The organism is Pontiella sulfatireligans (assembly GCF_900890705.1).
Classification (GTDB): domain Bacteria; phylum Verrucomicrobiota; class Kiritimatiellia; order Kiritimatiellales; family Pontiellaceae; genus Pontiella; species Pontiella sulfatireligans.
On record NZ_CAAHFH010000002.1, the window covers coordinates 1,427,674 to 1,451,622 of the forward strand.

The window sequence follows — 23,949 nt, forward strand, 5'->3', positions numbered from 1 at the left end:
AGCATCCAATGGCAGAAGCTAAAATTATCCGGGCGGATACGCTTGGCGAACCCAACTACGACTCGCCGCTGAAGGGGCAGATCAACCGTTTCTACAACGGAGAAGCCGTTGCATGCAACGACCGCACCAAAGACTTCGCCGACCTCGAAAGCATCGACGACATTGACTATTTCGAACTGGCCGGCCCGCGTGAAAAGCTCTTTTTCAACCCGAAGAACGTCACCGTTGGAATCGTGACCTGCGGTGGCCTCTGCCCGGGACTCAACGATGTAATCCGCGCGCTAACCTTTTGCAGCCTGCAAAGCTATGGCGTAAAGCGCGTCCTCGGCTTCAAGTATGGCTACGAAGGATTGGTTGCCAAGTACTACCACTACCCGATTGAGCTGACCACCGACAACACCGACGAGATCCATGAAAAAGGCGGCACGATCCTCAAGTCGTCGCGCGGCGCGCAGGACACCGATGAAATCATCAATACGCTGATTCACTACGGAGTGGACATCCTCTTCACGATCGGCGGCGACGGCACGCAGCGCGGTGCGCGCGATATTGTTGAAGGCGTCAAAAAGCGCAACCTGCCCATCGCGGTCGTCGGCATTCCGAAAACCATCGATAACGATATCGACCTGATTCAGCGCTCGTTCGGCTTTGAAACCGCCGTTGAAGCCACATGGGACATCATCACCAACGCCCACTCGGAAGCTAAGGCCTACCGCAACGGCGTGGGACTCGTGAACCTGATGGGGCGCGAGTCGGGCTGGATCGCCGCCAGCGCATCGCTGGCCAACAGCAACGTCAACTTTTGCCTCGTGCCGGAAGTTCCGTTCGACCTTCATGGGCCGAACGGATTTCTTCAACACCTGAAAACCCGCCTGCAAAACAAAGAGCACGCCGTGGTGGTCGTGGCCGAAGGAGCAGGACAAAACCTGTTCGATGCCCTGCTGGGAACCAACAAGTCCGGCAACAAGAACCTCAACGACATCGGCATCCTGCTAAAGAACGAAATCAACGCCTACTTCAAAGCCGAAAACATGGAAGCCAACGTCAAGTATTTCGACCCGAGCTACAACATCCGAAGCCGCCGCGCCAACGCGAACGACTCGATGTACTGCCTGCGCCTGGGCAACAACGCCGTCCACGCCGCTATGGCTGGAAAAACGAACATGATTGTCGGCCTCCACCATGACCGCCTCATACACCTGCCCATCCCGATGGTTGGCGCGCGCAAGACGATCGATCCGCAAAGCTGGTTCTGGCAGACCGTGGTGCAAGCCACGCACCAGCCCGCCCAAATGGCGAACAGCTGAACCGCTTTAGTTGTGCGCTAAACGAATTGAACGCCAGAACACCCCATGTGTCTCCTTCTGTAGGTCAAAGAGCAATGAAACCATGGTTGCCATGAGAAGACCCAAAGAACGCGGGCAAGCCGAGCATGGATGGCTGAAAAGCTGCCATACGTTCTCGTTCGCCTCTTATTTCGATCCGGAACACACCAAGTTCAGGGCGTTGCGCGTGCTGAACGAGGACTGGATCCCGAGCGGAAAAGGTTTTGGCACGCATCCCCACGAAAACATGGAAATCATCACCTATGTGGTCGAAGGCGAGATTGAGCATAAAGACAGCATGGGCAACGGCTCCGTCATCCGGCGAGGCGCACTGCAGCGCATGACCGCCGGCACAGGCGTCACGCACAGCGAGTTCAACCCGACCGCCCAGGAAACGCACCTGCTGCAAATCTGGATCTATACCGAACGAATCGGCCTAGAGCCCGGCTACGAGCAGCGCGACTTTCCCTCCCGTTGGAAACCCAACGAGCTCGTCCTTCTTGCCTCGCAAACCGGCAAGCGCAACAGCCTGACGATTCATCAAGACGTCGAAATATATGGTGGCTTGCTGAAAACAGGAAAACAGCTCGAGCACGAAATTTCATTGGATCGGCATGCATGGATCCAAATGATTAAAGGACAGTTGATCGTCAATGGAATCGACCTGCAAGCCGGAGACGGCGCGGCCATCGACGAAGAAAAACTGATCACCCTCGCAGCGGCCGAATCCAGCGAGTTCTTGCTTTTCGCCCTCGCCTAGCGACACGAAATACTGCGGAAGGCTTCGGACAGCTTTTCGACGAGGTCGGGCGCAATGAGAGAAGCCTGCGCTTTTTCAGCCGCCGCCAGGTCGGCGGCGCGGCCATGCAGCCAAACGGCGGCGCAAGCCGCTTCGAACGGAGGAATCCCCTGCCCCGCCAAACCGGCGATGATTCCTGCGAGCACATCGCCGGAACCGCCGGAAGCCATGCCGGGATTGCCGGTCATATTCACCGCCACGGGTCGTCCGGACGAGGCGACGAGCGTTCCGGCGCCTTTCAGCACGATCATTGCGCCAAGTTTATCAGCGGCCATTTTGGCCATGCCGAAACGGTCCGCCTGCACATCCGCCACCTTCAGGCCAAACAGCGCGGCGAACTCGCCGGGGTGGGGCGTGAGGACGACCGGGCAGCGGGCCGCCGCTATGGCAGCCACATGGTCTGCCAGAACGGTGATCGCATCGGCATCGAGAACCACCGGCACCTTCGACGTTTCCAGCAAGTGGAGCACCTGCTCGCGCGTAGTGGCCGAGCGCCCCATGCCGGGGCCGGCCATTATGGCCGTCCATTGGCCTTCCGGCATGCAGGAATGAACCATGACTTCGGGTACTCCGGGCGCAACCAGCGCATGGATTGCTTCCGGCACAAAAGCCGAAACCAAGCCGGCCCCCGAGCGGCAGGCGGCGCGGCTCGCCATCGTGATGGCGCCACTGAAGCCTTTCGATCCTCCAATGCAGAGCACATGCCCAAAAAAGCCTTTATGCGCATCGCGGGGCCGACGCGGAAAGAGCGGCGCAAGATCCGAAGGGTGGATGAACTCCAACTCTGAATCACCATCGGCTTCTTCAATGAACTCGACAGGAATACCAATATCAACCACTTCGAGGTTGCCGACGAAATCGACGTTTTCAGACTGAACGCTTTCAACCTTGGGTAGTCCCATCGTGACGGTCAGATCAGCGCGCACCGCCATGGCGGAAGGCACATCGACAGCAACAACCAAGGCACGGTCGGCCTGGGCATCGACAAATGCAATGGCATCAGCAATTACACCGCGCAGCTCCCCGAAAGCTCCGGTGCCGAGCAGGCCATCGATCACGATTTCGGCGTCGGTGCCGCACGCCGAGGCATGCGCCCAATGCTCAGAGGTTTCCAAAGCCTGAAAAGGCACGCCGGCCTTCTTCATTTTTTTGAAATGGATAAGCGCATCGCCCTTGAGCTTGCTTTCAGGGCAAGCCAACCAGCATTCGACCGGCCAGCCGTCTTCGTGCAGGCCATGGGCCGCCACAAATGCATCGCCGCCGTTATTGCCGCAACCGGCGACAAAGAGCACGGGAGAGTCGATGAGCTGGTGGTTGGAGGCCAGCGTACGGATGGCGGAGGCCAGACCTTCGCCGGCGGTCAGCATCAGCTCTTCACCGGGAATGCCGGAGTTCATGGTGTTGGCATCAAGTTGCCGCATCTGTTCTGGAGTGACGATTTTCATGGTTTAACGTGATGAGTGAGGCGTGACGATCGAGACGTGGTTCAAGTTTCAAACTTCACGTTTCACCCCTCTTAGTCCTGCATGGCCCCAAACATTTCGCCCACGGCGTTTTCCAACCCTTCGAACACTGCACGGCACACAATGCTGTGGCCGATGTTAAGCATGGCGAGGTGCGGTATGCAGAGAATGCCTCCAAGGTTTTCAAGGTTGATGCCGTGGCCGGCATTCACTTTAAGGCCGAGGCCGTGCGCATAGTCCGCACTACGGATGAGCTGTTCGATGAACACCGCACGGTCGTTCGGCTCAGCGTTGCAGTAGGCGCCGGTGTGCAGCTCGACGACGGGTGCGCCGGTGTCCTTGCAAGCCGCCAGCGTCATTTCGTCGGCATCAACGAACAGGCTGACTTCGATGCCGGCCTCCGTGAGGCTTTGCACCGTGTCCTTGATGGCATCGAAATGGCCAATCACATCAAGACCGCCTTCCGTAGTCAGCTCCTGCCGCTTTTCGGGAACGAGGCAGACTTCCGCCGGCTTAACATTCAGGGCAATCTCAACAATCGACTCTACGTTGGCCATCTCAAGGTTGAGCGGCAAGGGCTGCAGCTCCTTGAGCCGGTAGATGTCGTCGTCTTGAATATGGCGACGATCTTCGCGAAGGTGGGCGGTAATCCCGTGGGCGCCGGCGCGGGCGCACAGGATGGCCGCGTCGAGCGGATCGGGATAGACGGTGCCGCGCGCCTGGCGCAGCGTGGCGATATGGTCAATGTTCACACCTAGCTTCATATTCTCTTCTCCTTCGGCATTCCGGCGGTCAGGCCTGAACCGACTTAATGTTCTTCATTGGCTTGGATTCGACCTTATCATGCAACTGCGGATCGTAAACCGCATAAGCACGGATATCGTTGGCGCGGCTGTAGTCGAGCACCTTTTGCCCCGCCGTGTAGAGCTGGTGCAGATTGCGCCCATGTTCTGGGTAGGTCGCCACGCCGAGTGTAATGGTGGTTTTCAATCTTTTGGCGCCGGCAACAAATTCGCTTTGCTGCACCAGCGTGCTGATGCGCTTCCCGACAATTTCCGCTTCCGACAGCGAAGCTTGGGCGAGAACCAGGAAAGCGTACTTTTCGTGGCGGCCAATCAAGTCGTCCGCCCGAAGATTTTCCTGCATGATTTTACTGATGCCCACCAAGACATCGTTGGCGGCGTCTTCCCCGTGAATACGGATAATGTGTTCGATATTGTTGACGCCGATGCAGAAGAGCGCCACGTGCTGTTTTTTCCGACGCATTTCGCTCATCATGCGTTGCATGTAGGCCGAGACGGCAGAAGGCTTCAGAACGCCGGTCAGCTCATCGAGCATGACGTTCTTCCGGCGCTCTTTCCAGCCCTTGGAGACCTTCGGGCCGGACTCCCCCTCCGCGACCTCTTCGGCCAGTGCCGATTCCACAACTGCTGCGACGGATTCCTCAGCGCCCTCTTCATCCTCGTCGTCGAAATCAACAATTTCGGGCATGACCACCGGAGAGGCCTCATCGGTCTGGCCAAGGCCGTTTTGAGCCACCTGCAGCAGCTCCCTGCCACTGAGTCCGTGGCCGGGATAGGACGCAATTCCGGCGCGCAACGAACCCTGCTCCAGCTCCGGGCTGGCCGATTCAGCTGAACCGAGGATGCGGCGAAGAATACCTGCGGTATCTTCCGGCTCAGCCTCCGTCAGCAACGCGGCAGTACGGCCGTCGAAGATGCAGACCACATCGCCGCATCGGGCGGCCAGCTTGATGGCCTCGACGAACGACGCACCGATGCGCACTTCGACCGCCGGGTTGTCCGTATGAATGAGCGAAACCGCAAAAGAGGTGCCGCGCCGGGCGCAGCCGGCCAGATAGCGGGCGAGCTGCACGCGCAGAATATCGTCGGCCGAGGCACCCATCTCATCGGGCTGGCTGCTTTCCGCCTGCTGGACGATGTGCTGGAAGCGGTAATAGCTGGCCACCATCGTTATCGCAATGAAGGAAACGACAACTGAAGCCAGCACGCCCAAAGTTCCGCTAAAAAAGTCGAACTGGGCTGCAATCGTGGGAAAAAGCAACGACATAGAAAATAAGTAAGGCGCGGCTTGCCGCGCCTTAACGAGCCCTAATTAATAGATGGCGAAGACGGAACGCCGGTTCAGGCGCCAGGCACCTTCGTCATGGCCGGCGGAGTCAGGCATCTCCTCGCCATAGCTTTTCGTTTGGATAACGCTAGGATCGACGCCGAGGCTGATAAGGTAGTCGCGAACGGCCAATGCGCGGCGTTCGCCCAGCGCGAGGTTGTAGTCGTGGCTGCCGCGCTCGTCGGTGTGCCCTTCCACAATCACGCCCTGACCCTTGCCTTTGTTAAGGTGTTTGGCCACGGCTTCGCACTTTCCGGCTTCCTCCGGATTAACCTGAGAGCTGTCATAGGCAAAATACACGGCGTCGAACAGGCTGCGGTCGCCGTCGGCAGGCCAATCGCCCGAGTCGCCTTCCAGCGGCACGTCACCGAGGAGCGGATCGCCGTAGAGGCCAGCATCGGAACCGTAAAGGCCCGTGTTGGGATTCTTCGATTTACAGCCGCTCATAAAGGCGGTTGTTCCAGCAAGAACCATCAAAAACATAAACTTGAAAACTTTATTGCTCATAACTACTACCCCGTATTGGTTTTTAAGGAGAACAGGCTGGAGAAACCCAGTCACCAGAACCTGAAATCAAAGCTACATGAGAATCTTTCAACGTGTCAAGGAGGTAGATGGATGAACGGTACTGAGAGGTGCGCGAACAGACGATATGGCGGCCGTCCGGCGCCCAGCTCGGATCTTCATAGTCCGCGTAGTCGGTTTCAACCAGCTTCAGGTTTTTCGTGGCCGGATTAATCATGGCGATGCGGTAGCGCCCGCCGATCCGGCTGCTAAACGCAATGTATCCATTCATCCCCCAGTCCGGCGAGAAGCTTTCGGAACCAGAGGTGGTCAGACGCATTGGCGTGCCGCCTTTTTTTGAGATGATGTAGATCTGCGCGCGCCCGGAAGTGTTGGACACATAGGCAATATGGTTGCCGTCCGGCGACCAGCACGGGCTGCCTTCATCGCCGCGCCGTGTTTCGGTCAACCGCTTGAGCAGGCCGGTGCGCAGGCTCTTGAGGTATAGCTCGGGGTTGCCGTCGCGCGACATAATCAGCGCCAGGCTCTTGCCGTCCGGCGAAATCGCCCCGCTGGCGTTCAGGCCGGCGTGGCTGGAAAGCGGCTTGGCGCGTCCCGTCAAATAAACGTTGGGGTAGCCCCCCTTGTAGGAAGTATAGACGACGTTCTTGCGGTCAGGCGACCAGCCCGGCCCCACCACAATGCTGCGGTCTTTGGTGATCTGCCTCTTGTTATGCCCGTCAATGTCGCACACGACCAGTTCCGAGCCCCGCCCTTTTTTGTATACCAGCGCTAGCTTGGCCGAGGCCATGCCCTTCTTGCCGGTGACGGCGTAGAGGATTTCGTCGGCCGCCTTGTGGGCCAGGCTGCGGACGCTGGAGGCGGGCGCGCTATAGGACTTGCCGAGCAAACGTTGCCGGGATGCAGACTTATACACCTGGCAGTCGGCCCGCAACTGACTGCCGCCCGATGTGCAGGAACCAACGACATTGATCCCGCCGCCGCTCGACGTCACCGAAAAATAGCCCGAGCGGTTCAGGTCGGCCTTCAGCACGGAGATAAACGTATGACTGGCCGAATCGCTGCCCGTTTTGAACGACGACAGATTGATTCCAATCTTGCCCTCTCCCTTTTTTCCGATATCAATCACACGTTGGCCGCTTGCGGTTAAAACGAGCAGGCAGGCCCCGGTTAATAGCAATAATCTGTTCATTTTCAAATTCTCCAAAATCGGGATGAAACCTAATCAATAATCCTGAACTGTACGACAAAATTATCCAGAGGATAGCCCGCCGGAGGCCGGGGCAGCATCGAAACGCTGTTCACTGCGGCCATGACGGTTTGGTCGAATGCGGCGTCGCCGGACGACTGCGTCAGCGCCCGGCGCGTTATCCGCCCGTTCGAAACGATAGACATCGTCACGCTCGCCGGCCGGGAGCCGGGCGCAGCGGGCTGGATCCAGGCGCTGTAGAAAATGGAGTAGATCTGCGAATCGTATGAGGAAAACTCGCTCGAATTCCCCGACGCGGCCGACGGCGATGCAATACCGGACAAGGCCTTTTTGATATCCGAGGACGAGATGGTCGGCTTGACTGGTTTTTCCTCGATCTTTTTACCCTTCTTGATTTGATCCACCGGAGTCGGCTTCCATTTCGGCTCAGGCTTGGGTTTTGGTTTAGGCGTTTCAACCGGCTTCGGTTTTGGTTTGGGCACCGGCTTGGGTTTGGGCTTCGGCTTCGGCGGCTCCGGAACGGGAGCCGGTTCGGGCTCCGGCGCAGGCGCAGGGGGCTCAGGTTCGGACATCTCCGCCACCTGCTCCACCGCCACCTGCGGCGCCGGCGATCCAAACTCGATGAAGGTGACGATCTCCGGCTTTGGTTTCGGCTTGAAGCAACTGGGTATCCACGACTGCAGGAGCAACAGCAAAATAATGCCCGCATGGATCCCCACCACCCGCAGGGTAATCTTGCGCTCAAACGGGTTCATCCTACTGATCCGCCTCGGTCACCAAAGCCATTTTCGTGATGTTCGCGTCGTGGAGAACCCGCATGATCTCCACCACGTCGCCGTAGGGAAGCTTCCGGTCGGCACGGACATAGATCGTTGTATTCGGCTCGTTCAAGCCAATATTGCTCATCGCCGAGGCCAGCTCTTCATGGGAAACCGGCACGTCGTCGAGATAGAGCTGCTTTTCCAGGTTGAGGCTGATCGACCGCGTCTCCGCATCCATCATATCCGCCGCCTTGCCCTTGGGCAGATTGATCGCAACCCCCTGCTCAATCAGCGGAAAGGTGATGATGAACGTAATCAGCAGAATAAACGTCAGATCCATCAGCGGCGTCATGTTGATGTCGCTGATCTGCCCTAATGAAACCAAGCTGGTTCTTCTTGCCATAACTACGCAATTTCCGAATTTTGAATTTTGATGCTATTGCAAAATGATTTTGAGCAAAATGATTCCTGCTCACTGGGAATCATTGTTTTGCTCTTACTCATTTTGCTTCCCCCTAATGTTGCGCCGGACACATCAGACCTCGATTACGTAGGTGTTTTGGATTTCAGAGATGAACTCCTGAGAAAAATTGTCCATCTGAACCGATATGTGGCGGATCTTGGCAGAGAGCAGGTTGTAGCCAATCATAGACGGCAGCGCAACGAGCAGGCCGACAATCGTGGTGAGCAGCGCGCCGGAAATGCCGGGCGCCACCGCCGAAAGCGCGGCCGAACCGGACTCCGCCATCCCGGCGAAGGCATCCATCACGCCCCAAACAGTTCCCAGCAGGCCGAGAAACGGCGCCGCACTGACCGCCGTGGCCAGCCCGCCCATTTGCGACTCCAGGCTCAGCGCCTCGTCGGCCACATTGCGGTCGACCACCGTTCGGAGGGTTTCGAGCTGATTGAGCGAAAGGCGGCGGTGCTCCTCGGAGGTCATATCGCCCATGAGCAGGTCGTCGGGGTCGATGCCGTGGGCCTGCAGCTCGCTGCCAAGGGCGTTGCAGCCGGCTTTATAAATCGTGTTGAGTGGTGTTCCCGGATATTCCTCGCGTTTAGTGAACAGCGCCGTCGGCGTGCGTTCCGTGCGGAAAGCTTCGAGAAAGGTGTAAGTGGCCTGGGTGGCGAGATTCAGCTGCCACCCCTTCGTCACCATAATGGTCCATGCGCCGGCCGAGCCAAACCACAGAATTAAAACAATCGCCTTGCCAGGCAACGTACTATCCAAAAAGGCATCCATCATATTAGCGACCGGCAGCGAAACCAGCAGTGAACCGAACATATCCATGGTCTATTTTATCCTTGTTAGCGGGATTTGAAATATAGTTCTTCCAAACATATTTCCAGACGCTGGAAAAGCAAATGAAAAACGGGGGCATCCCGCGGAAACTTCCGGGAGGGCGCTATTGGTCCAGCTGAACGTCGATGCGGTAGTACTGGCCCGCCCTCCAGCTGGTGCGCTCGACCGTGTCGGTGTAGCTGTTGACCGGCGAATAGAGGTCGCCGGAAATGTTGACGAACGGCAGATAGATGAGGTGGTAGGTCCAGTAAACGTTGTATATGCGGCCGGGCATGGCGTCCCACTCAATGACAAACGGCGCGGGCCCCTCCGCCGGAATTGAACGGCACGACGCAATGCCAAACACCGAATCCGGATCGGTCGGGTCGCTGCCGCCAATATATTCGGAAAGGTTGTCCATACCGTCGCCGTCCGCGTCCGCCGAGGCCAACGCGCCGGTGGCGCATAAGAAGTAGCCACCCTCCCAATGGTCCGGCAAGCCGTCGCCGTCGGAGTCGGACTCGATCCCACTGGTCAGAAGCGAATAGGCCTGAAGGCCGTCTTGAAGCGTACCGTCATAGTCAACGGTGATGGTGTAGAGGCCCGGAGCAGGCGCTTGAACGAGGATCTGCTCGACATTGTCGACCGCGTTTTTCGAATCGGCGGAAGCGAGGGCTTCGGGATCCGCATAGCTGAGCTTGTAGGGATGATAAGCGCCATCCGGCCCGGTCAGTTTCAGGTCGAGATCGTTGATCAACGCCGCCGTCCGGCTGTCGAGCGCCGAGGTTGACGGCCCGGGCGGATCGGTCCAGCACAGGGTGATCCGCAGAGGGCCGCCACCGTCAACAAAACCGGTGTAGGCGTCGACCGTGTTGGAGGGCGTAGAGAGCGTTTCCTCGGTCAGGCGGATCAGATCGCCTTCAGCGCGGGCCTTCAACAATTCCGCCGCCGCCAGCGTATTCATCAGGCCCCAGCCATATTGATAGTCCGGCCCCGGCCGCCCCAAATCGTCCGCCGCGTGAATGATCAAGCCTTTCAGCGTGCTCGCGCGCATGGCCTCCCCCGGAAACAGGTCGTCGTAATAATCGACCAGCAGCGCCGCCGATCCGCAGGCATTGGGCGACGACATGCTGGTTCCAGAACGGGTCGCATACGACGCCGTGCCGGAAACATTGCAGGAATACAGGCCGTCTCCATTGGCCACGATGTCCGGCTTGATGCGCCCGTCATCCGCGGGCCCCCAGCTGGTGAAAACCGTGTTGCTTGCGAGCAATGGAGCACGGAGGCCGTTCAGCTCCGCATCCGTTACGGCGCCGACCGTCATAATGTTTTTTGCGCACCCCTTGGTTGGGACGGTATCGTAGCCGCCCCTGAAAACCCCGTCGCCCAGCGGATGCAGCGCACTGTCATAGAGGGCGTTCGTCCACGTGGTTCCCCCGTCCGACGTATAGTAGACCTTGCTTCCGTCCGTAGGGTTGTCGGTTCGTTCGTTGCCCGCCGACTTAAAGGGAAGAAAGTACGGCGCATCATAGACAATTTCATCCCACTCGCGGGCATAGATGCTGTATTGCCCGAAAAATGCCTCGGCGGGATCGATGGTGATGTCGCCCCACCAATGGTATCCGGAGCGATGGGTCCATGGATTAGTCCAATACGCATAATACCAACCGGAGATGAAGCCGTACGAATGGTTCGAGAGCTGGATTTTACCGGCTTCGCCGGGGAAGGACGCGGCGGAGGCCATCATTTCAGCTTCGTCGCTGTACCAGTCGTAGGAATCAATTGCCGCGTTCGGCGCCATGCCCTGTGCGCGAGCCACCACGCCCGAAGCGCCGATGGTGCCACCGACGTGGGTGGAATGATAGTGCGCCGCAACGTTGTCGAGGTTGGCAATGCGGCTCCCGAATTCCTGATGATTGGTCATCACGCCCCCACCGTCCCACACGCCCACCGTTACCCCCGCGCCATTGGCGCTGAAAGGCCATGTGTTGCGAACTACGTCGGCGGCAGTTGAGACGGCGGCCCCGTCGTTGAAGGTGGTGTAATACATCGGACGGCCGTCGCGAACCGCCATGGCTTCCATCACTCGAACGCCATCGTCGTGATGCATTTCCAAGCCCCGCCTGCGAACCTCCTCGCGATCCTGCTCAGCGCGGATTCGCGCCTGTTGCACGCTTTCAGCGCGTTTAGAAGGCCGCTCCGCAAAGGTTTCGTGGCGCTGGGCCTGCGCAATGGATGCCAGCAAAAACAGCGTCAGACCTCCAATCTTCAAGGCCTGGGAACCGAACAAATGCTTGGCCGTGCCCATTTTCATCATGCTTGTCCCGATTATGCGGGCTTAGACACTGAAAGAACGGGAAACATTCAATCTGCAGTGATGCTTTTTCAACATCCCGCCGGAAGGAGTCCGGCAGAGCAGAACGACCAGCAGCGCAAGGCATTGGATCAGACGCAATCGGTTTTATTGGCGACGCGGACCAAGGTGGAGTTTTCCACCATCGAAAATTGCACCAAATCGGTCGCTAAGGATACGGCAAAGGCTGCGAGGAAAAACTAAATCCGGTCGAAGAACCGGAAATCCTGCTGCGCCAATCCCCCGCAATCATTCATGCCGACCCGGGGCTGGAAGCGCTCGTTGTGCAACGGCAGGGCTCTTCAGCTGCAGTTATTATGTTACTCCTGCTAGGCCCAGCTTGCCGTCTGGGCTTGCTGTGCTCCTAACAGGGTAACACTTTCCAGATGAAACCATCAGGTTCCACCGAAACTAAAACAACTTAGAAGTCGTAGGTCAGACCAGCAATAATGGTGGTGTCGTTATACTCTGTTTCCGGTGCCGGCTTATTGTCGTATTCATCGCGGAGTTCAACGGTCAGCGAGAGCTGGTTGTTGATCTTGCTGCGCAGACCGGTGACGAGCAGGCCGTTGGCATTATCGGTGTCTTCGGCATCCATCACATATTCCACGCTGAAATAGTAGGAGGCGGTTTCGGTCATCTGCCAATTATAGTTGGCGGCCACGCGATATTCCCCGTAGTCATCACTTTTATATTCACTCTTCGCTGGGTCGCTGTCCTTAATAGCATGCGCTCTTCTCTCGCGTACTAAGTTATAGCCGACGCTGGTATCCAGCTTCATCTTTTCATCGTTGATCCAGTAATAGCCGATGTTAGGGCCAATCTTGATCCGGTATTGAACCCGCTTGATGGCATCGTTGTAGCCCTCGGCGAAGATGCCGCCGAACCATTTTCTCTTTTCGCCGAACTTGTAGCGGTATTCCGACTGCAGGCGCGCCATGCCTTCGGTCTGGTCGCCGTCGGTCTTGCCGTACTCGCCGTACAGGCTGCTGATCCAGTCGCTCCGCTCAGAGGCGCGGTCGACCTTGAGATTGGCCATGTACAGTCTTTTGTCCGTGTTGCCGGAGCGGTAGGACGCACCCAACGTAATGCTTTTCTTCCAAACTACGTTGGTATCTGATTCAGCCAAACCGACCATCGGCGCGGCGACCAGCAAACTCAATACAACTCCCTTAACAAACTTCATATTCAACTCTCCTGTTATGTGTTTAATGAAACATCTGTGAACGATAGCGAAAGAGTCGCAGACCATCAACCTTAAAGAATGGCAACAAAACAGCCGTATTCGCCCCATTTTCTGTTCAATTAAATGTGCTGCATGGCGCAATAAGAACACCTTATTTAGACGGATGCCCGGTTGACACCGCCCCGTGGCAGCCTAAAATTGCCGTGTAACGAAGGAGCAATTATGGCATTTGATCAAACCAAAGATGTGCTGAACCACGCACGGGAGTTCCACCAAAAACTCAGCGTCTTTTATGACGCCCTCAAAGAATCCGCCAGCAAGGAGCGCACCCGCGCTTTGCTCGACTATATGAGCCGCCACGAAAAATATCTGGACGACTGCCTGGCACAGTATGAGGAACAGGTTTCGGACAACGTGCTCGACACCTATTTCAAGTATGGCTCCGAATCCACCAAGATCACGGCCATCTCCGAATTTGAAATCAAGCCCGAAATGGAAGTCGCCGACGTAGTCGCGGCTGCCATGCACTTCGACGCCTGTTTGATTGCGTTCTATCGCGAAATGGCCCAGCGCGCACTCTCTGAAAAAATCCGAGAGGTCTTTGAAAACCTGCTGGTGATGGAAGAGCACGAGCAGATCGAGTTGAGCAAGCAGATGCTCGGGTTCGATTCGCTTTAATTGGTTTTCAACCGCAGAGGCTTTGCTTTACCCTGCGCAACATGATCTATCAATTTGAAGACCGCACCCCCTCGCTTCCCGAAGAGTTCTATGTGGCCGACTCCGCCGCCGTCATCGGCAGCGTGGTGCTGGGCCACCAATCCAGCATCTGGTTCGGCGCGGTGCTGCGCGGCGACATCGAACCGATCACCATTGGCGAGCGCAGCAATATCCAGGACAACTCCGTGGCCCACACCGGCAAAGGCAAACCCGTTGTGATTGGCGACGACGTCACCGTTGGCCACAAGGTCATGCTGCATGCCTGCACCGTCGGCAGCAACTGCCTCATCGGTATGGGCGCCATCCTGCTCGACGGCGCGGTGGTCGGCAACAACTGCATCGTCGGCGCCGGCGCGCTGGTGAAGCAGGGCCAGCAGATCCCCGACGGCTCCCTCGCCGTCGGCTCCCCCGCCCGCGTCATCCGCAAGCTGACCGAAGACGAAATCGACAACGTCCGCAGCTACGCCACCCGCTACGTCGCCCTCCAGACTCGCTACCGCAGCGGCGGGCTGAAGGTCATTATATAGCCGGGCTCCCACAGCCTACTCTAACATTCCTTATTAAAATTGATCCGTTGGCCTGCCTCCTGCTACTCTTCTACGAACCAATAAGAGAAGGAGTTGCAGAGAATGAAAAACTATTTACATGCCTTTCTAGCCGTATGGATTCTATCCATCTCCAGTTCACCGGCCGCTGAGTTTGAGCAGTCGTTCAGTGACTGGGTCGCGCATGCTGACGCCATCTGTCGCGTGGCCGTCCAAAAAAACACCGCCTTTGAAAAGCCGCCCCATTCCGCCATCTATACCGAAACCGGAAGCACCGTACTTGAAACCTTTAAGGGAATCTTCGCCGATACGGTCCAGCTCGAACATCGCGGAGGCGAGCTTAACGGCCGAGGCGAAGTCTACTGCTCCCGCCCCGTCTTCGAGACCGGCCATGAATATCTGCTCTTCATTCACATCCGCGCCGACGGGACGCTCGAAGCGCTGAAATCCGTCAGCAATTCCAATCCGGAATACGCCGCCCTCCTCGACCAGCTCCGGCTGCTTGACGAACCCGGAGCCGATGTCTCCAATCAGACGAGCCAGCCCAGTGGAGGAATGACGACCTATTCCGTCGGCATCCTTCCCGGCTCCACGGGTGTTTATGCCAGCCGCTTCCTCCAGTGCGACCGTGGCGAACCGATCGAATATCTCGTCGATATGGACCTCCTCCCCTCCGGGATCACGACAAACCAGGCTATGACGGCGCTGGAAAACGCTCTCGCCGCTTGGGAAGCGCAAACCTCGCTCATCTTTAAGTTTGCCGGCTTCGAATCATTCGGCATGACTGCCGCCGATGTGGTGGCCAGCGACGGACGCATCCGCATTCAATTCCATGACAGCTATGGAGAAATCACCAGCGCCACAACCCTCGGACGAGGCGGCCGCGGTTATACTTACTCAGGCGCATGGCCCAATGGAGGACTGGGCGCAAAGGTCGGCACGAACGAATTCGACCTTACCACCCGAGGCTACCTTACGCTCGAACATACCGCCGCCAGCCTGTCAAACCCTGTATCGCTGGAAGAAGTCCTCTGCCACGAACTCGGACACGTGCTCAGTCTTGGCCACAGCAGCGAAACGTTTGGAGAAAGTGATTCCGTGTTGAAGGAAGCTCAGATGTACTATCTGATCCATGGCGACGGTCGCGGCGCAGCGCTAAACAGCTGGGACACCGGAAACATCGACACCATCTACCCCACCAACACGCCCCCCTACGGCTACGACCGCATCATTGAGGCCGTTACAAAATACGCCCCGCAACACCCGTTTGCCTCTGGCGCCAATCAGGTAAATGTTCATGCCTATGATTTACAGGGGGAAGCTACGGCGGGTTTACTTTCAGAAAACCAGTATGTTGGAAACGGAGGGTTTGTACAAAACAACGGCTCTGTAATCTTTTTTACGCCGGGTGGAGCCTATTCTGATGCACAAGCTTCTCCCGGATCGTACTACGGCCGATGCTTCGTTAGGATGGATGATGGCGTGAATATGTCTTCGCCGGTGGAGGTGCGGGTCGTTTCCTTCAACAAAGATTCCAACGGCGACCTGCTACCAGATAGCTGGGCTTCAACCTACAGCGTGAGCGGGGCGGCATACGATTCCGATGGAGACGGCCTGACCAACTACGAAGAGTGGCTGTTGGAGCTTGATCCAACCAACGCGCAATCGCGACTGGAGGTTGCGCTGTCCGGCCCCTCGCTGTCTTGGACAGCCAAGCCGGAGGAACTCTATCAAATTCAGAGTACAACCAACCTGCTGAACGGCTTCAGCGATGAAGGAAATCCCGCGCTCGCAGACTCAATCAGCGAAAAAAGAACCGTTGAGCTGGGTACGCAAAAATTCTACCGCATTCAGCGGCTGAACTAGACGACCGGCTCAGACAGATAAATTTCCTTGGGCGTCACCTCGGCCAGCCAAGCGTGGACTTCGACCCCGGAGGCGGTGGCGGCTTCCAGCGCATCGGCATATTGCGGATCGATCTCGTGGGCGGAGCGGAAGCCGCTTCCGTCGGAACGCGGGATGACGTAGAGCATCGCCGCTCGGTGGCCGGCCTTGACGACCTTGATTAGTTCGTTCAGGTGCTTTGTACCTCGCTCGGTGACGGCGTCGGGAAAGGCGTAACAGCCGTCGTATGCGAGCAGAGTGACGTTCTTCACTTCAACATAGCAAAGGTCATCCCCGTTTTTCAAAAGCAGGTCGAAGCGGCTGTTGCCGAAGGTTTGCTCGCGGAGCACTTCAGCATAGCCTGACAGCCCGGGAATCAGATTGTTCGAAACGGCTTCAAACGCGATTTGGTTGGCGCGCCCAGTGTTAACGCAGATCCAGCAGTCGCCATTGTGCACCAGCTCCCACGTGAAGCGGTATTTCCGCTTCGGATTCGCGCTGTCAGAGAGCGCGACGCGCCAACCGGGCTCGGCGCACGTCGTCATGCGTCCTGTGTTGGGGCAATGGGCGGTAATGACGTTGCCGTCCTCCAGCTCCACATCGGCGAGGAAGCGCTTATAGCGCTTGATCAACGTTCCAAAAATGACGGGAGGGAGAGTCATGATATGAACCGCAGAATATCCAACATGGGATTCCGAATGACGAAGGCAATACCACTTCTACATTCTGCGGTTCCTTGCTCGCTATTCGGCATTCTTTTGGTTCCACGCGACGATGCACTCTTCGATCGACAACTCGTAGCGCTCGTTGCAGAACTGGCAGCTGATGCCGACGGGTTCGTTGCGCTTGACCATCGTCATGCGGTCGGGGATGGGCAGGCTCCGCACCACCGCCGCCATTTTGGCCTTGCTGCAGGTGCACTGGAACTTCGGAGAGGGGCAGACTTCCTTCTGGATGCCCTCAAACCCCGCCTCTTCGCCGATCAGGGCCGTGGCGATCTGCTCGAAATAGGCTTCGGAAGCACTGCCATGGCCCATCAGTTCGCGGAACCCGGGATCGTCGAGCCGTTGGCGGAGGCGGTCGAAGCGCTCCAGATCGGTGCTGGGCAGCGCCTGGATCATCCAGCCTTGGCAGAGCTGCACCGGGGATTCCGGATCCGGCTGAAAGCCGATCATCGCAACCATGCCCGTTTCCACTTGGTCGGAGATGCAATAGTGGTAGGCCAAGTCGTTCACGGGGTCGTGCAGCGAAACCGGCGTGGTGCCGGAATTGGCAATTTGGCCGTCTTTGGAAACGACCACCTGCAGGTCGCCCATTTCGCCGTACAGCTCGTCGTGCACGTCGCCGAATTCGCTCAGCTGGCTCGGGGAAATGAGGGATCGTACAGTGCCGTCCTGGCCGGCGTCCACCACGATGGTTTTAAGCGCGCCGTGATATTTCCAGCAGGCGTTGAGCCGATGGCCTTCCGGCAGAATGGCCGCCGCCAGCAGCGCGCCGGTGGTTGCACGCCCAAGAATATGCGCCGCCGCGGGGTCGCAGTCGTGGCGGACGACGGCTTCATTTACCGCCTGGGTCGTCACGGCATAAGCGAAGGCGATGTCGAGCCCCTTGAAGTGGCCTTTGTATAAGATGTCAGTCATCGGAATTCAGTTTTAGGTGGTTAAGTTTTAAGTTTATAGGGTTTGTAGCCTTTAGGCGGCTTCAGGCTGAAGCCGGGACTACATACCAATTGCGCATTCTTCAAAAAGGGGCCGGACATTCAAGCCGAATCGGCTCACCGGTTTCGGGATGACGAAATTCCAACGACTGCGCGTGGAGCATCAGCCGCTCGGCCGGCGTGCCGTAGATGGGGTCGCCAACGATGGGAAAGCCGATGCATTCCATATGAACCCGCAGCTGGTGCGACCGGCCCGTCTGCGGAAAAAGCGCAACGCGCGTCGTTGTCTCGGTCCTCTCCAACACCTTCCATTCAGTGAGCGCCTTTTTGCCGCGTACGCAGTCGACCACATGCCTCGGTGGCAGGCTGTGCGCCATATCCTTGCGCATCGGGAAGTCGACCATGCCGACCTTTTTTTCAATGACGCCCTCGACCACGGCAATATAGGTTTTGGAAATTTCGCGCTTTTCAAACTGCATCGAAAGATTGCGCTGCGCTTCGGGCGTGCGGGCAAAGAGCACGAGTCCCGAGGTATCCATATCGAGCCGGTGCACCATCAGCGCATCGGGAAACTGTTCAAGCATGCGATGGTAGAGGCAGTCCTGCTTGTCCGGCCCGCGCCCCGGCACCGAAAGCAACCCCGTCGGCTTGTTCACCACCACCAATGCATCGTCGCTGTAAATGATTTCCAACATCCAGAAAAGATGCCCGATTCCAGCGCCCAAGCCGATTCCAAACCTTGGCAAATCCTGCCATTGCTCTATTTAATGTTATTCATTGTAAACCGGCTTTCTCCACAAAAATTTGAACTGTTTAATATTAAACTTTTACAATCCAATCTATTTTAACAATACCCGTTGACGGTGTACGTATTTTGGAGTAAAAGCACGAATGTGTTGTAAGCGATTGTGACTAATTTTAATCAAATACGACCAAACACAAGGGAGAAACAAATGAAAGCACAGAAAGCATTCGGTATCGCGAGCGCAATGGTGCTGCTCGTCGCTTCCACCTACGGACAGGCATTCTCGCCGTATTATTCCGTGGTCAACGGAGGCCCTTCCGGCTATGCAGGCGATGACGTCTTGGGGGCCCCGTCCCCCCCCGTCAACCCCGTCCCTGCAAGCATATTCTTGCAGGGCTCTGTTCTTGGGTACGAAGTCGATGCCATTTCAGGCAACCAGCACTATGGAGAGGAGTGGGTGTTTTCGGTCGATATCACCTCGGTCGGGCTTCCCGGCACTGCCGTGAATCTTGAAGCTGCGGGGGGCGATCAACCGGCAGACATCTATGTTGGCGGCTTCGGACTGAACAATCTGACATGGGATGGCAACGGCCTCCCCAATCCATTGACAGGCGGGACGCTTGGCCTGCTCGAACCGGGTTCCGTGCCGGGCGGCGACGATATCGATGGCTTGGAAGTGCATGGATTCGCAGACAACGCGGTGACGCAGCCCCTGGGCCAAGGTGCGATCTACTACTCGCTGAGTCAGGCTTCAGCCGGCGGCATCGGCTTCGATGGCGCAACGCTGTTCATGAGTTCTGCAGTCAACAACTATGACGTTGCTCCGTTCATGCCTTATGCCACAGCAGGCATGTTGGGCTTGCTGGCTGGTGGCCAGGACGACATCGATGCGGCAGTGGTCTACGACAACGATTTGGATGGCATGTGGTCTGCCGGCGACGTTGTCGACTTCTCGCTCACACCAGGTTCCGCAACGCTGGCAGGCATGGGAGCAAGTGCCGCGGATGTGCTGCGCACCGGGTTCGGCAGCGGGCCGGTCGTGTTTGTTTCGGCCGGCGCACTGGGACTTCTAACAACCGACAACCTCGACGCGCTCGACATGATTCCGGAGCCGAGCACCATAGCCTTAATCGGCATCAGCGCCCTCGGGCTCTTGATCCGCAAACGGTTGATGCCCTACTAAGGCTTAGCCAAAAAAAAACCACGCAAGCCGGGATCTATATCCCGGCTTTTTTCGTGTTGCGGCAAATGGCATCCAACGTTTGAAAATCCCCGCTTATAAAAACGCGAGATGGTTTGTAATGGCTTGGCTTGCTGGAATCCTGTTTATATCTTGCTTGTTTTTATAACGTCGTTAATCAAGGAGCCCCCGCATGAAAAAGAAACTGACCGCCCTCGTCGCCGCAGCCTGCCTTTTGTCGGGCTGGCTGCCAACCGCCTCCCTCGCCGCCCACCCGCCGATGCATCCGGTGCTGGAGCAGCTCGACCTCGACGGCGACCTGCTGGTGTACATGAACACGTCCACGATCGAGCAGCGGGTGCTCGACTATATCGAGCACATGTCCCAGATGATGATAACTTCTTTTTCCGGCGATGCACAGGCGCAAGCCCTGCAGCTCGAAGCCGTTGCCGCAACCATTGAAAAAGTAAAGGCCGGCATTGAGTGGAGCGGGTTGTTGTCGCTGGAATCGTATGCCATGAGCATGGCCTCGGTGGACGGCACGCTCAACCGCGTGGTTTCGGTTGCCCAGCACGCCGAGGCCGATGCCGGCAAGCCGCTCTGGCGGCTTCTGGCCTCCAACCCCAAGGCGCTGAAAGGCATCCATTATGTTCCGGCCGATGCGGTCTACACCGCCAACTCGACGGCCAGCCTCGATGAAGCGTGGAAGATTGTTAACGAGTTCATCGCCCAATTTCTTGGCGAACCGCAAGCAACCGCCTTCATCCAGAAAACAGCAATGTTCGAGATGGTGCTTGGAACCAACATCACGGCCATTACAGGCTCGCTCGAAAACGACGTGCTGCTTTCTCTCCAGCTTTCCGAAGACAAAACCATCACCATTCCCCAAGGCCAGACAACCCTGACGATCCCCGAACCCAACCTGCTCATCGGCTTGGAAACAAAGAACGGCCTGCTCGGCAAAATCCTGCCGGAAAAACTCAAGCTGATGCAAATGCCCATCACCGAATCGACACACGCCGGCGTCACGCTGCATACGCTCAACATGCCCGTGCCTTTGCCGGTTCCCGTTCAGCTGACGCTCGCGACCACCGACCACTACCTGCTGCTCGGCTCCTCCCGCGAGGCCGTGGTTAAAGCGCTGGATTGCCAGGCCAGCCATAACGGGCTGACGGCCACCCCGCTCTACCAAAAACTCCTCGCCGGCGCCCCTGCGGAAACAAGCGCCATTGAATTCATGTCGCCCCGCTTTATGCAGACCTACATCGCCATCATGAAACAGGCGATGGGTCTGAAACAAGGCCGCGATGAAGCCGCTATGATCGATATGATGCTCGGCGGCTATGAAAACATGTATGCCGGTGGCTACAGCCTCAAAACGCCGACCAGCCTCTTCTCCAAAAGCTATGCCGACTATGGCGGCGCCAAGCCGGTTGAAATGGCCGCGTCATCCTACATCGGCCTGCTCGCCGCAATCGGCATTCCCAGCTTCCAAAAGGCACGCAGCAGCTCACAGGACAAGGTTTGCCAAAACAACCGCCGCATCATCGAAGCCGCCAAAGAACAATGGGCGATGAAAAATAACAAGCCCGAGGGTTCGCTAGTGGCCGAGGCCGACATCACCGAATACATAAAAGGCGGCCTGCCGATGCTCGTCTGCCCGAAAGGCGGAACCTATGCCATTAATCCGGTCGGCACCGATTGCGAGTGCTCCGCTCATAACGCCGCAAACAATCTTAAAGAAAACATCAAACGCCCCGCTGTCGAGGAGCGCGTTCCGGTGGCCCGGATTTCCGGTCGGCAGATCTCCAAACATCCATTCGTGATAGACCGTTATGGCTTTGTGCTTCCTCACCACAGCAGCCAGACATTGCTGCCGCTCATTAAGGGGTTGGATATGGACCTGTCGCCGGGGCTGCAGATTGAACAGGCGGATGTTGAAACCGCGCTTAAAATTATCGACATTTGCGATGGGTCGGACTATCTGCGCAACTACATCCAGATCGAAAGCCTGGATCTGATGTATCCTGACTTTATTGATATGAGACTGGCCGGCGATATCCGCGTACGCATGCCGCGTTTTTCGCTAAAAACAAAACTCCAGAACTTGGCGACTGTTATTAAGATTGCCAACGGTCAGGGTCAGCAGGTGAAGGAAGTTGATTTGAGCCTCGATTCAAGCAAAGTTCCTGTGACCTACCACTGAGCCATGGACTCTCATTGCACTTGAATCGACTAGAATATCGCTTCTACGAGACCAAAGCTCACGAAATGGAGGGACATTATTCTCAATGTCCGCGGACGCCGAGGACGGCGTCTCTCCAATTTATTTTTCCAACAACTCGCTCACGGTGGCGAATTCATAACCCATCGATTTCAAACCATCAATGATCAGCGGAACGGCGGCGATGGTTGCAGCGCGGTCGCCCCCGCCATCATGCAAGACAATGATCGAGCCCGGGCGCACTTTTTTGACAACGCGATCCCGGACCGTTGCAGCGTCAACCGCTTTCCAGTCGCCGGAAACAGAAAAGCCAAGCCGAGCAATCCGGCAAGTGGCAGCATTGCTTTCATTGACGGATGGCGGATTCTGCCCAAACAAGCACTTCTTTTGCGATATGCAACGCCGTCTTGAGCTCGCTTTTGGAGACTGGTTCCACCTCGCCGGGATACCGGGCGGTTACAGCATAATCCGTGAGAATGGCGGAAGCCTCCAAGATTGGGTCCCGGAAAACTTCCGGAGGCAGCAGCTCTACCAGAATCTTAATGTTGTGGGTGCGTGGGAAGGCGTTCCCTGAATGAATCAAAACGGCCTTAAGGGATTTTTCAACCGACTGCTGCGCATGATAGCAAAGGTCTTCCAATCGGATATTTTTTAGTTGGGTGGATCGAAGCGAGCGCCAAATCGCTATTGGCGCGAGAAAACCAATCTTCCGGGGAACCGCATGCCGGCAGGTCAGACGGCATAGAGTAGCTTCCCTTCTTTGAGAACGGTTTGGTATATCAAACTGGAGTCGGCTCCATGACGTTCCAGATCGGACGGCGTGGCGACAACCAAATCAAACGCCGTCTTAATGTTTGAGATTTCGCAATAGAGCCGTTGGGCGGTATGCCGGCGATGTGTTCCATCCGGCATTACGACCAGCAAATCGATATCGCTGTCGGCAGTCATGGCGCCACGGACGGCAGACCCAAAAAGAAACACCTTGACCGGGTGCGCCAATTGCACGATCTGCCGGACTAAATCATCTGTGGTCTGCGTTGCGTCCATGCATCGGATATAAGCAGAACCCTTGGGCAGCGGCAAGGTTCCAGAGATTGGAAAAGAATGGAGCAATAGAGTAGCGCGGAATTCTGTTCCGCGTTTTCGGGCGCACCGCTCTGCCGGGAACGCGGAACGGAATTCCGCACCACTCCTTGCGGATAAATGCCCAAAGGATGCACCAGCTGTTGGAGGGTGGCGCTTCGTCGCTACCGGTTCCGACGAAGCGGAACCCTCCAGTGCTTGTCCTCCGGCACTACTGCTTTAAAGCCAACAACTCGCTCACGGTGGCGAATTCATAACCCATCGATTTCAAACCATCAATGATCAGCGGAACGGCGGCGATGGTTGCAGCGCGGTCGCCCCCGCCATCGTGCAAAACAATGATGGAACCGGGGCGCACTTTTTTGACAACGCGATCTCGGATCGTTGCGGCGTCAACCGCTTTCCAATCGCCAACGACGACGTCGGCGCTGATGTGCCGGAGGCCACGCGCTTCAAGAAGCTTGCCCTGCCCCGGCGACAGAATTCCATTGGGAGGCCGGAAGAGCGTCAGATTGGTGACTCCCACATTCGAAAATGCCCGCTCCATTTGATCGAGCTGCGCGTTCACATATTCCCGCTTCTTGAACGCCAAGGCGTCCCAGCCGTAAGAATGCCCGCCGAGTTCATGGCCTGCTGCGATGATTTGGCGAGCCGTTGCCGGGTGCGTTTCGATCTGCTTGCCGATCAAGAAAAAGGTGGCTGTCACTTTTTTCTCGGCCAAGACCTTCAGCAGCTTTTCAGTGTATGGCGGGTTCGGTCCATCGTCGAACGTCAGCGCGACAACCTTCATGTCGGTATTGATGCGCTTCACTCCTCCACAGGAAACAAAAGGAAGAATCAGGTACACGCAAACCAGAAGCTTCAATGTTCGGATTTGCTTCAC

Annotated in this window: 25 protein-coding genes; 8 read left to right on the plus strand and 17 right to left on the minus strand. The window is 57.0% G+C overall.

From position 1 onward, the window contains the following. The first annotated feature begins 8 nt into the window (after positions 1 to 8). Positions 9 to 1,307 (plus strand): ATP-dependent 6-phosphofructokinase, encoded by a 1,299-nt coding sequence (locus SCARR_RS19080; RefSeq protein ID WP_136063247.1) that lies wholly within the window; start codon positions 9 to 11, stop codon positions 1,305 to 1,307. Positions 1,308 to 1,398: 91 nt separating this feature from the next. Then, positions 1,399 to 2,085: a pirin family protein gene (locus SCARR_RS19085; RefSeq protein ID WP_246044489.1), complete on the plus strand. Its 687-nt coding sequence runs from the start codon at positions 1,399 to 1,401 to the stop codon at positions 2,083 to 2,085. Here SCARR_RS19085 and SCARR_RS19090 read toward each other — a convergent pair. The 9 genes from SCARR_RS19090 to SCARR_RS19130 all read right to left on the minus strand — a co-directional run bounded on the left by SCARR_RS19090 (position 2,082) and on the right by SCARR_RS19130 (position 11,809). After that, positions 2,082 to 3,569, minus strand: a complete 1,488-nt coding sequence (locus SCARR_RS19090; RefSeq protein WP_136063249.1) for an NAD(P)H-hydrate dehydratase — start codon at positions 3,567 to 3,569, stop codon at positions 2,082 to 2,084. The two genes, SCARR_RS19085 and SCARR_RS19090, sit on opposite strands and share 4 nt — an antisense overlap. Before the next feature lie 71 nt (positions 3,570 to 3,640). After that, positions 3,641 to 4,351 carry a pyridoxine 5'-phosphate synthase gene (locus tag SCARR_RS19095; protein WP_136063250.1) on the minus strand — a complete coding sequence of 237 codons (711 nt, stop codon included), beginning with the start codon at positions 4,349 to 4,351 and terminating at the stop codon, positions 3,641 to 3,643. Positions 4,352 to 4,379: 28 nt separating this feature from the next. Then, positions 4,380 to 5,597, minus strand: a complete 1,218-nt coding sequence (locus SCARR_RS19100) for a sensor domain-containing diguanylate cyclase (RefSeq protein WP_168433439.1) — start codon at positions 5,595 to 5,597, stop codon at positions 4,380 to 4,382. A gap of 105 nt (positions 5,598 to 5,702) precedes the next feature. Further along, positions 5,703 to 6,224, minus strand: coding sequence for an OmpA family protein (locus SCARR_RS19105; RefSeq protein ID WP_222846367.1), 522 nt, complete (start codon positions 6,222 to 6,224; stop codon positions 5,703 to 5,705). Between the two features lie 22 nt (positions 6,225 to 6,246). Next, on the minus strand, positions 6,247 to 7,434 hold the full coding sequence (locus SCARR_RS19110) for a PD40 domain-containing protein (RefSeq protein WP_136063252.1): 1,188 nt from the start codon (positions 7,432 to 7,434) through the stop codon (positions 6,247 to 6,249). Between the two features lie 29 nt (positions 7,435 to 7,463). Then, positions 7,464 to 8,207: a TonB family protein gene (locus SCARR_RS19115; protein WP_136063253.1), complete on the minus strand. Its 744-nt coding sequence runs from the start codon at positions 8,205 to 8,207 to the stop codon at positions 7,464 to 7,466. Between the two features lies 1 nt (position 8,208). Next, positions 8,209 to 8,616: an ExbD/TolR family protein gene (locus tag SCARR_RS19120; protein WP_136063254.1), complete on the minus strand. Its 408-nt coding sequence runs from the start codon at positions 8,614 to 8,616 to the stop codon at positions 8,209 to 8,211. Positions 8,617 to 8,748: 132 nt separating this feature from the next. Then, positions 8,749 to 9,501 carry a MotA/TolQ/ExbB proton channel family protein gene (locus SCARR_RS19125; protein WP_136063255.1) on the minus strand — a complete coding sequence of 251 codons (753 nt, stop codon included), beginning with the start codon at positions 9,499 to 9,501 and terminating at the stop codon, positions 8,749 to 8,751. A gap of 115 nt (positions 9,502 to 9,616) precedes the next feature. After that, positions 9,617 to 11,809, minus strand: a complete 2,193-nt coding sequence (locus SCARR_RS19130) for a S8 family serine peptidase (protein ID WP_136063256.1) — start codon at positions 11,807 to 11,809, stop codon at positions 9,617 to 9,619. Here SCARR_RS19130 and SCARR_RS19135 point away from each other — a divergent pair. Next, positions 11,783 to 12,049, plus strand: a complete 267-nt coding sequence (locus tag SCARR_RS19135) for a hypothetical protein (protein WP_136063257.1) — start codon at positions 11,783 to 11,785, stop codon at positions 12,047 to 12,049. The genes SCARR_RS19130 and SCARR_RS19135 overlap by 27 nt on opposite strands. A gap of 217 nt (positions 12,050 to 12,266) precedes the next feature. Here the strand turns inward: SCARR_RS19135 and SCARR_RS19140 are convergent, their stop codons facing one another. Then, positions 12,267 to 13,031 (minus strand): DUF481 domain-containing protein, encoded by a 765-nt coding sequence (locus SCARR_RS19140; protein WP_168433440.1) that lies wholly within the window; start codon positions 13,029 to 13,031, stop codon positions 12,267 to 12,269. A 222-nt stretch (positions 13,032 to 13,253) separates the two neighbouring features. Here SCARR_RS19140 and SCARR_RS19145 point away from each other — a divergent pair, with 222 nt between their 5' ends. The 3 genes from SCARR_RS19145 to SCARR_RS19155 all read left to right on the plus strand — a co-directional run bounded on the left by SCARR_RS19145 (position 13,254) and on the right by SCARR_RS19155 (position 16,159). Continuing rightward, complete coding sequence (locus SCARR_RS19145) at positions 13,254 to 13,709, plus strand: ferritin family protein (RefSeq protein ID WP_136063259.1); 456 nt, start codon at positions 13,254 to 13,256, stop codon at positions 13,707 to 13,709. Between the two features lie 41 nt (positions 13,710 to 13,750). Then, the gene (locus tag SCARR_RS19150) at positions 13,751 to 14,275 is read left to right on the plus strand and encodes a gamma carbonic anhydrase family protein (protein ID WP_136063260.1); all 525 of its coding nucleotides are present in this window, start codon (positions 13,751 to 13,753) and stop codon (positions 14,273 to 14,275) included. 102 nt (positions 14,276 to 14,377) lie between these two features. Continuing rightward, positions 14,378 to 16,159, plus strand: coding sequence for a matrixin family metalloprotease (locus SCARR_RS19155; RefSeq protein ID WP_136063261.1), 1,782 nt, complete (start codon positions 14,378 to 14,380; stop codon positions 16,157 to 16,159). On the opposite strand, the gene sfsA is transcribed toward SCARR_RS19155, so the two are convergent. The 3 genes from sfsA to SCARR_RS19170 all read right to left on the minus strand — a co-directional run bounded on the left by sfsA (position 16,156) and on the right by SCARR_RS19170 (position 18,559). Further along, the gene (gene sfsA, locus SCARR_RS19160; protein WP_136063262.1) at positions 16,156 to 16,839 is read right to left on the minus strand and encodes a DNA/RNA nuclease SfsA; all 684 of its coding nucleotides are present in this window, start codon (positions 16,837 to 16,839) and stop codon (positions 16,156 to 16,158) included. The genes SCARR_RS19155 and sfsA overlap by 4 nt on opposite strands. 81 nt (positions 16,840 to 16,920) lie before the next feature. Next, positions 16,921 to 17,817: an Hsp33 family molecular chaperone HslO gene (locus SCARR_RS19165; protein ID WP_136063263.1), complete on the minus strand. Its 897-nt coding sequence runs from the start codon at positions 17,815 to 17,817 to the stop codon at positions 16,921 to 16,923. A 100-nt stretch (positions 17,818 to 17,917) separates the two neighbouring features. After that, positions 17,918 to 18,559: an RluA family pseudouridine synthase gene (locus SCARR_RS19170; protein WP_222846368.1), complete on the minus strand. Its 642-nt coding sequence runs from the start codon at positions 18,557 to 18,559 to the stop codon at positions 17,918 to 17,920. A 228-nt stretch (positions 18,560 to 18,787) separates the two neighbouring features. Here SCARR_RS19170 and SCARR_RS19175 point away from each other — a divergent pair, with 228 nt between their 5' ends. Together SCARR_RS19175 and SCARR_RS19180 are read left to right on the plus strand one after the other, a co-directional pair. After that, positions 18,788 to 19,762 carry a PEP-CTERM sorting domain-containing protein gene (locus SCARR_RS19175; RefSeq protein ID WP_136063264.1) on the plus strand — a complete coding sequence of 325 codons (975 nt, stop codon included), beginning with the start codon at positions 18,788 to 18,790 and terminating at the stop codon, positions 19,760 to 19,762. Between the two features lie 190 nt (positions 19,763 to 19,952). Continuing rightward, positions 19,953 to 21,965 carry a cell division protein FtsQ/DivIB gene (locus SCARR_RS19180; protein WP_136063265.1) on the plus strand — a complete coding sequence of 671 codons (2,013 nt, stop codon included), beginning with the start codon at positions 19,953 to 19,955 and terminating at the stop codon, positions 21,963 to 21,965. Between the two features lie 120 nt (positions 21,966 to 22,085). Here SCARR_RS19180 and SCARR_RS19185 read toward each other — a convergent pair whose 3' ends face one another. From SCARR_RS19185 to SCARR_RS19200, 4 genes are all read right to left on the minus strand, one after another. After that, a complete protein-coding gene (locus SCARR_RS19185) occupies positions 22,086 to 22,361 on the minus strand; it encodes a polysaccharide deacetylase family protein (protein ID WP_136063266.1) in 276 nt (91 codons plus the stop codon). Further along, positions 22,330 to 22,623, minus strand: a complete 294-nt coding sequence (locus SCARR_RS29355; protein ID WP_136063267.1) for a HEPN domain-containing protein — start codon at positions 22,621 to 22,623, stop codon at positions 22,330 to 22,332. The genes SCARR_RS19185 and SCARR_RS29355 overlap by 32 nt, the downstream gene beginning before the upstream one ends. Positions 22,624 to 22,715: 92 nt before the next feature. Further along, positions 22,716 to 23,030, minus strand: a complete 315-nt coding sequence (locus SCARR_RS19195) for a nucleotidyltransferase domain-containing protein (protein ID WP_136063268.1) — start codon at positions 23,028 to 23,030, stop codon at positions 22,716 to 22,718. A 247-nt stretch (positions 23,031 to 23,277) separates the two neighbouring features. Beyond that, on the minus strand, positions 23,278 to 23,949 hold the full coding sequence (locus SCARR_RS19200; protein ID WP_136063269.1) for a polysaccharide deacetylase family protein: 672 nt from the start codon (positions 23,947 to 23,949) through the stop codon (positions 23,278 to 23,280).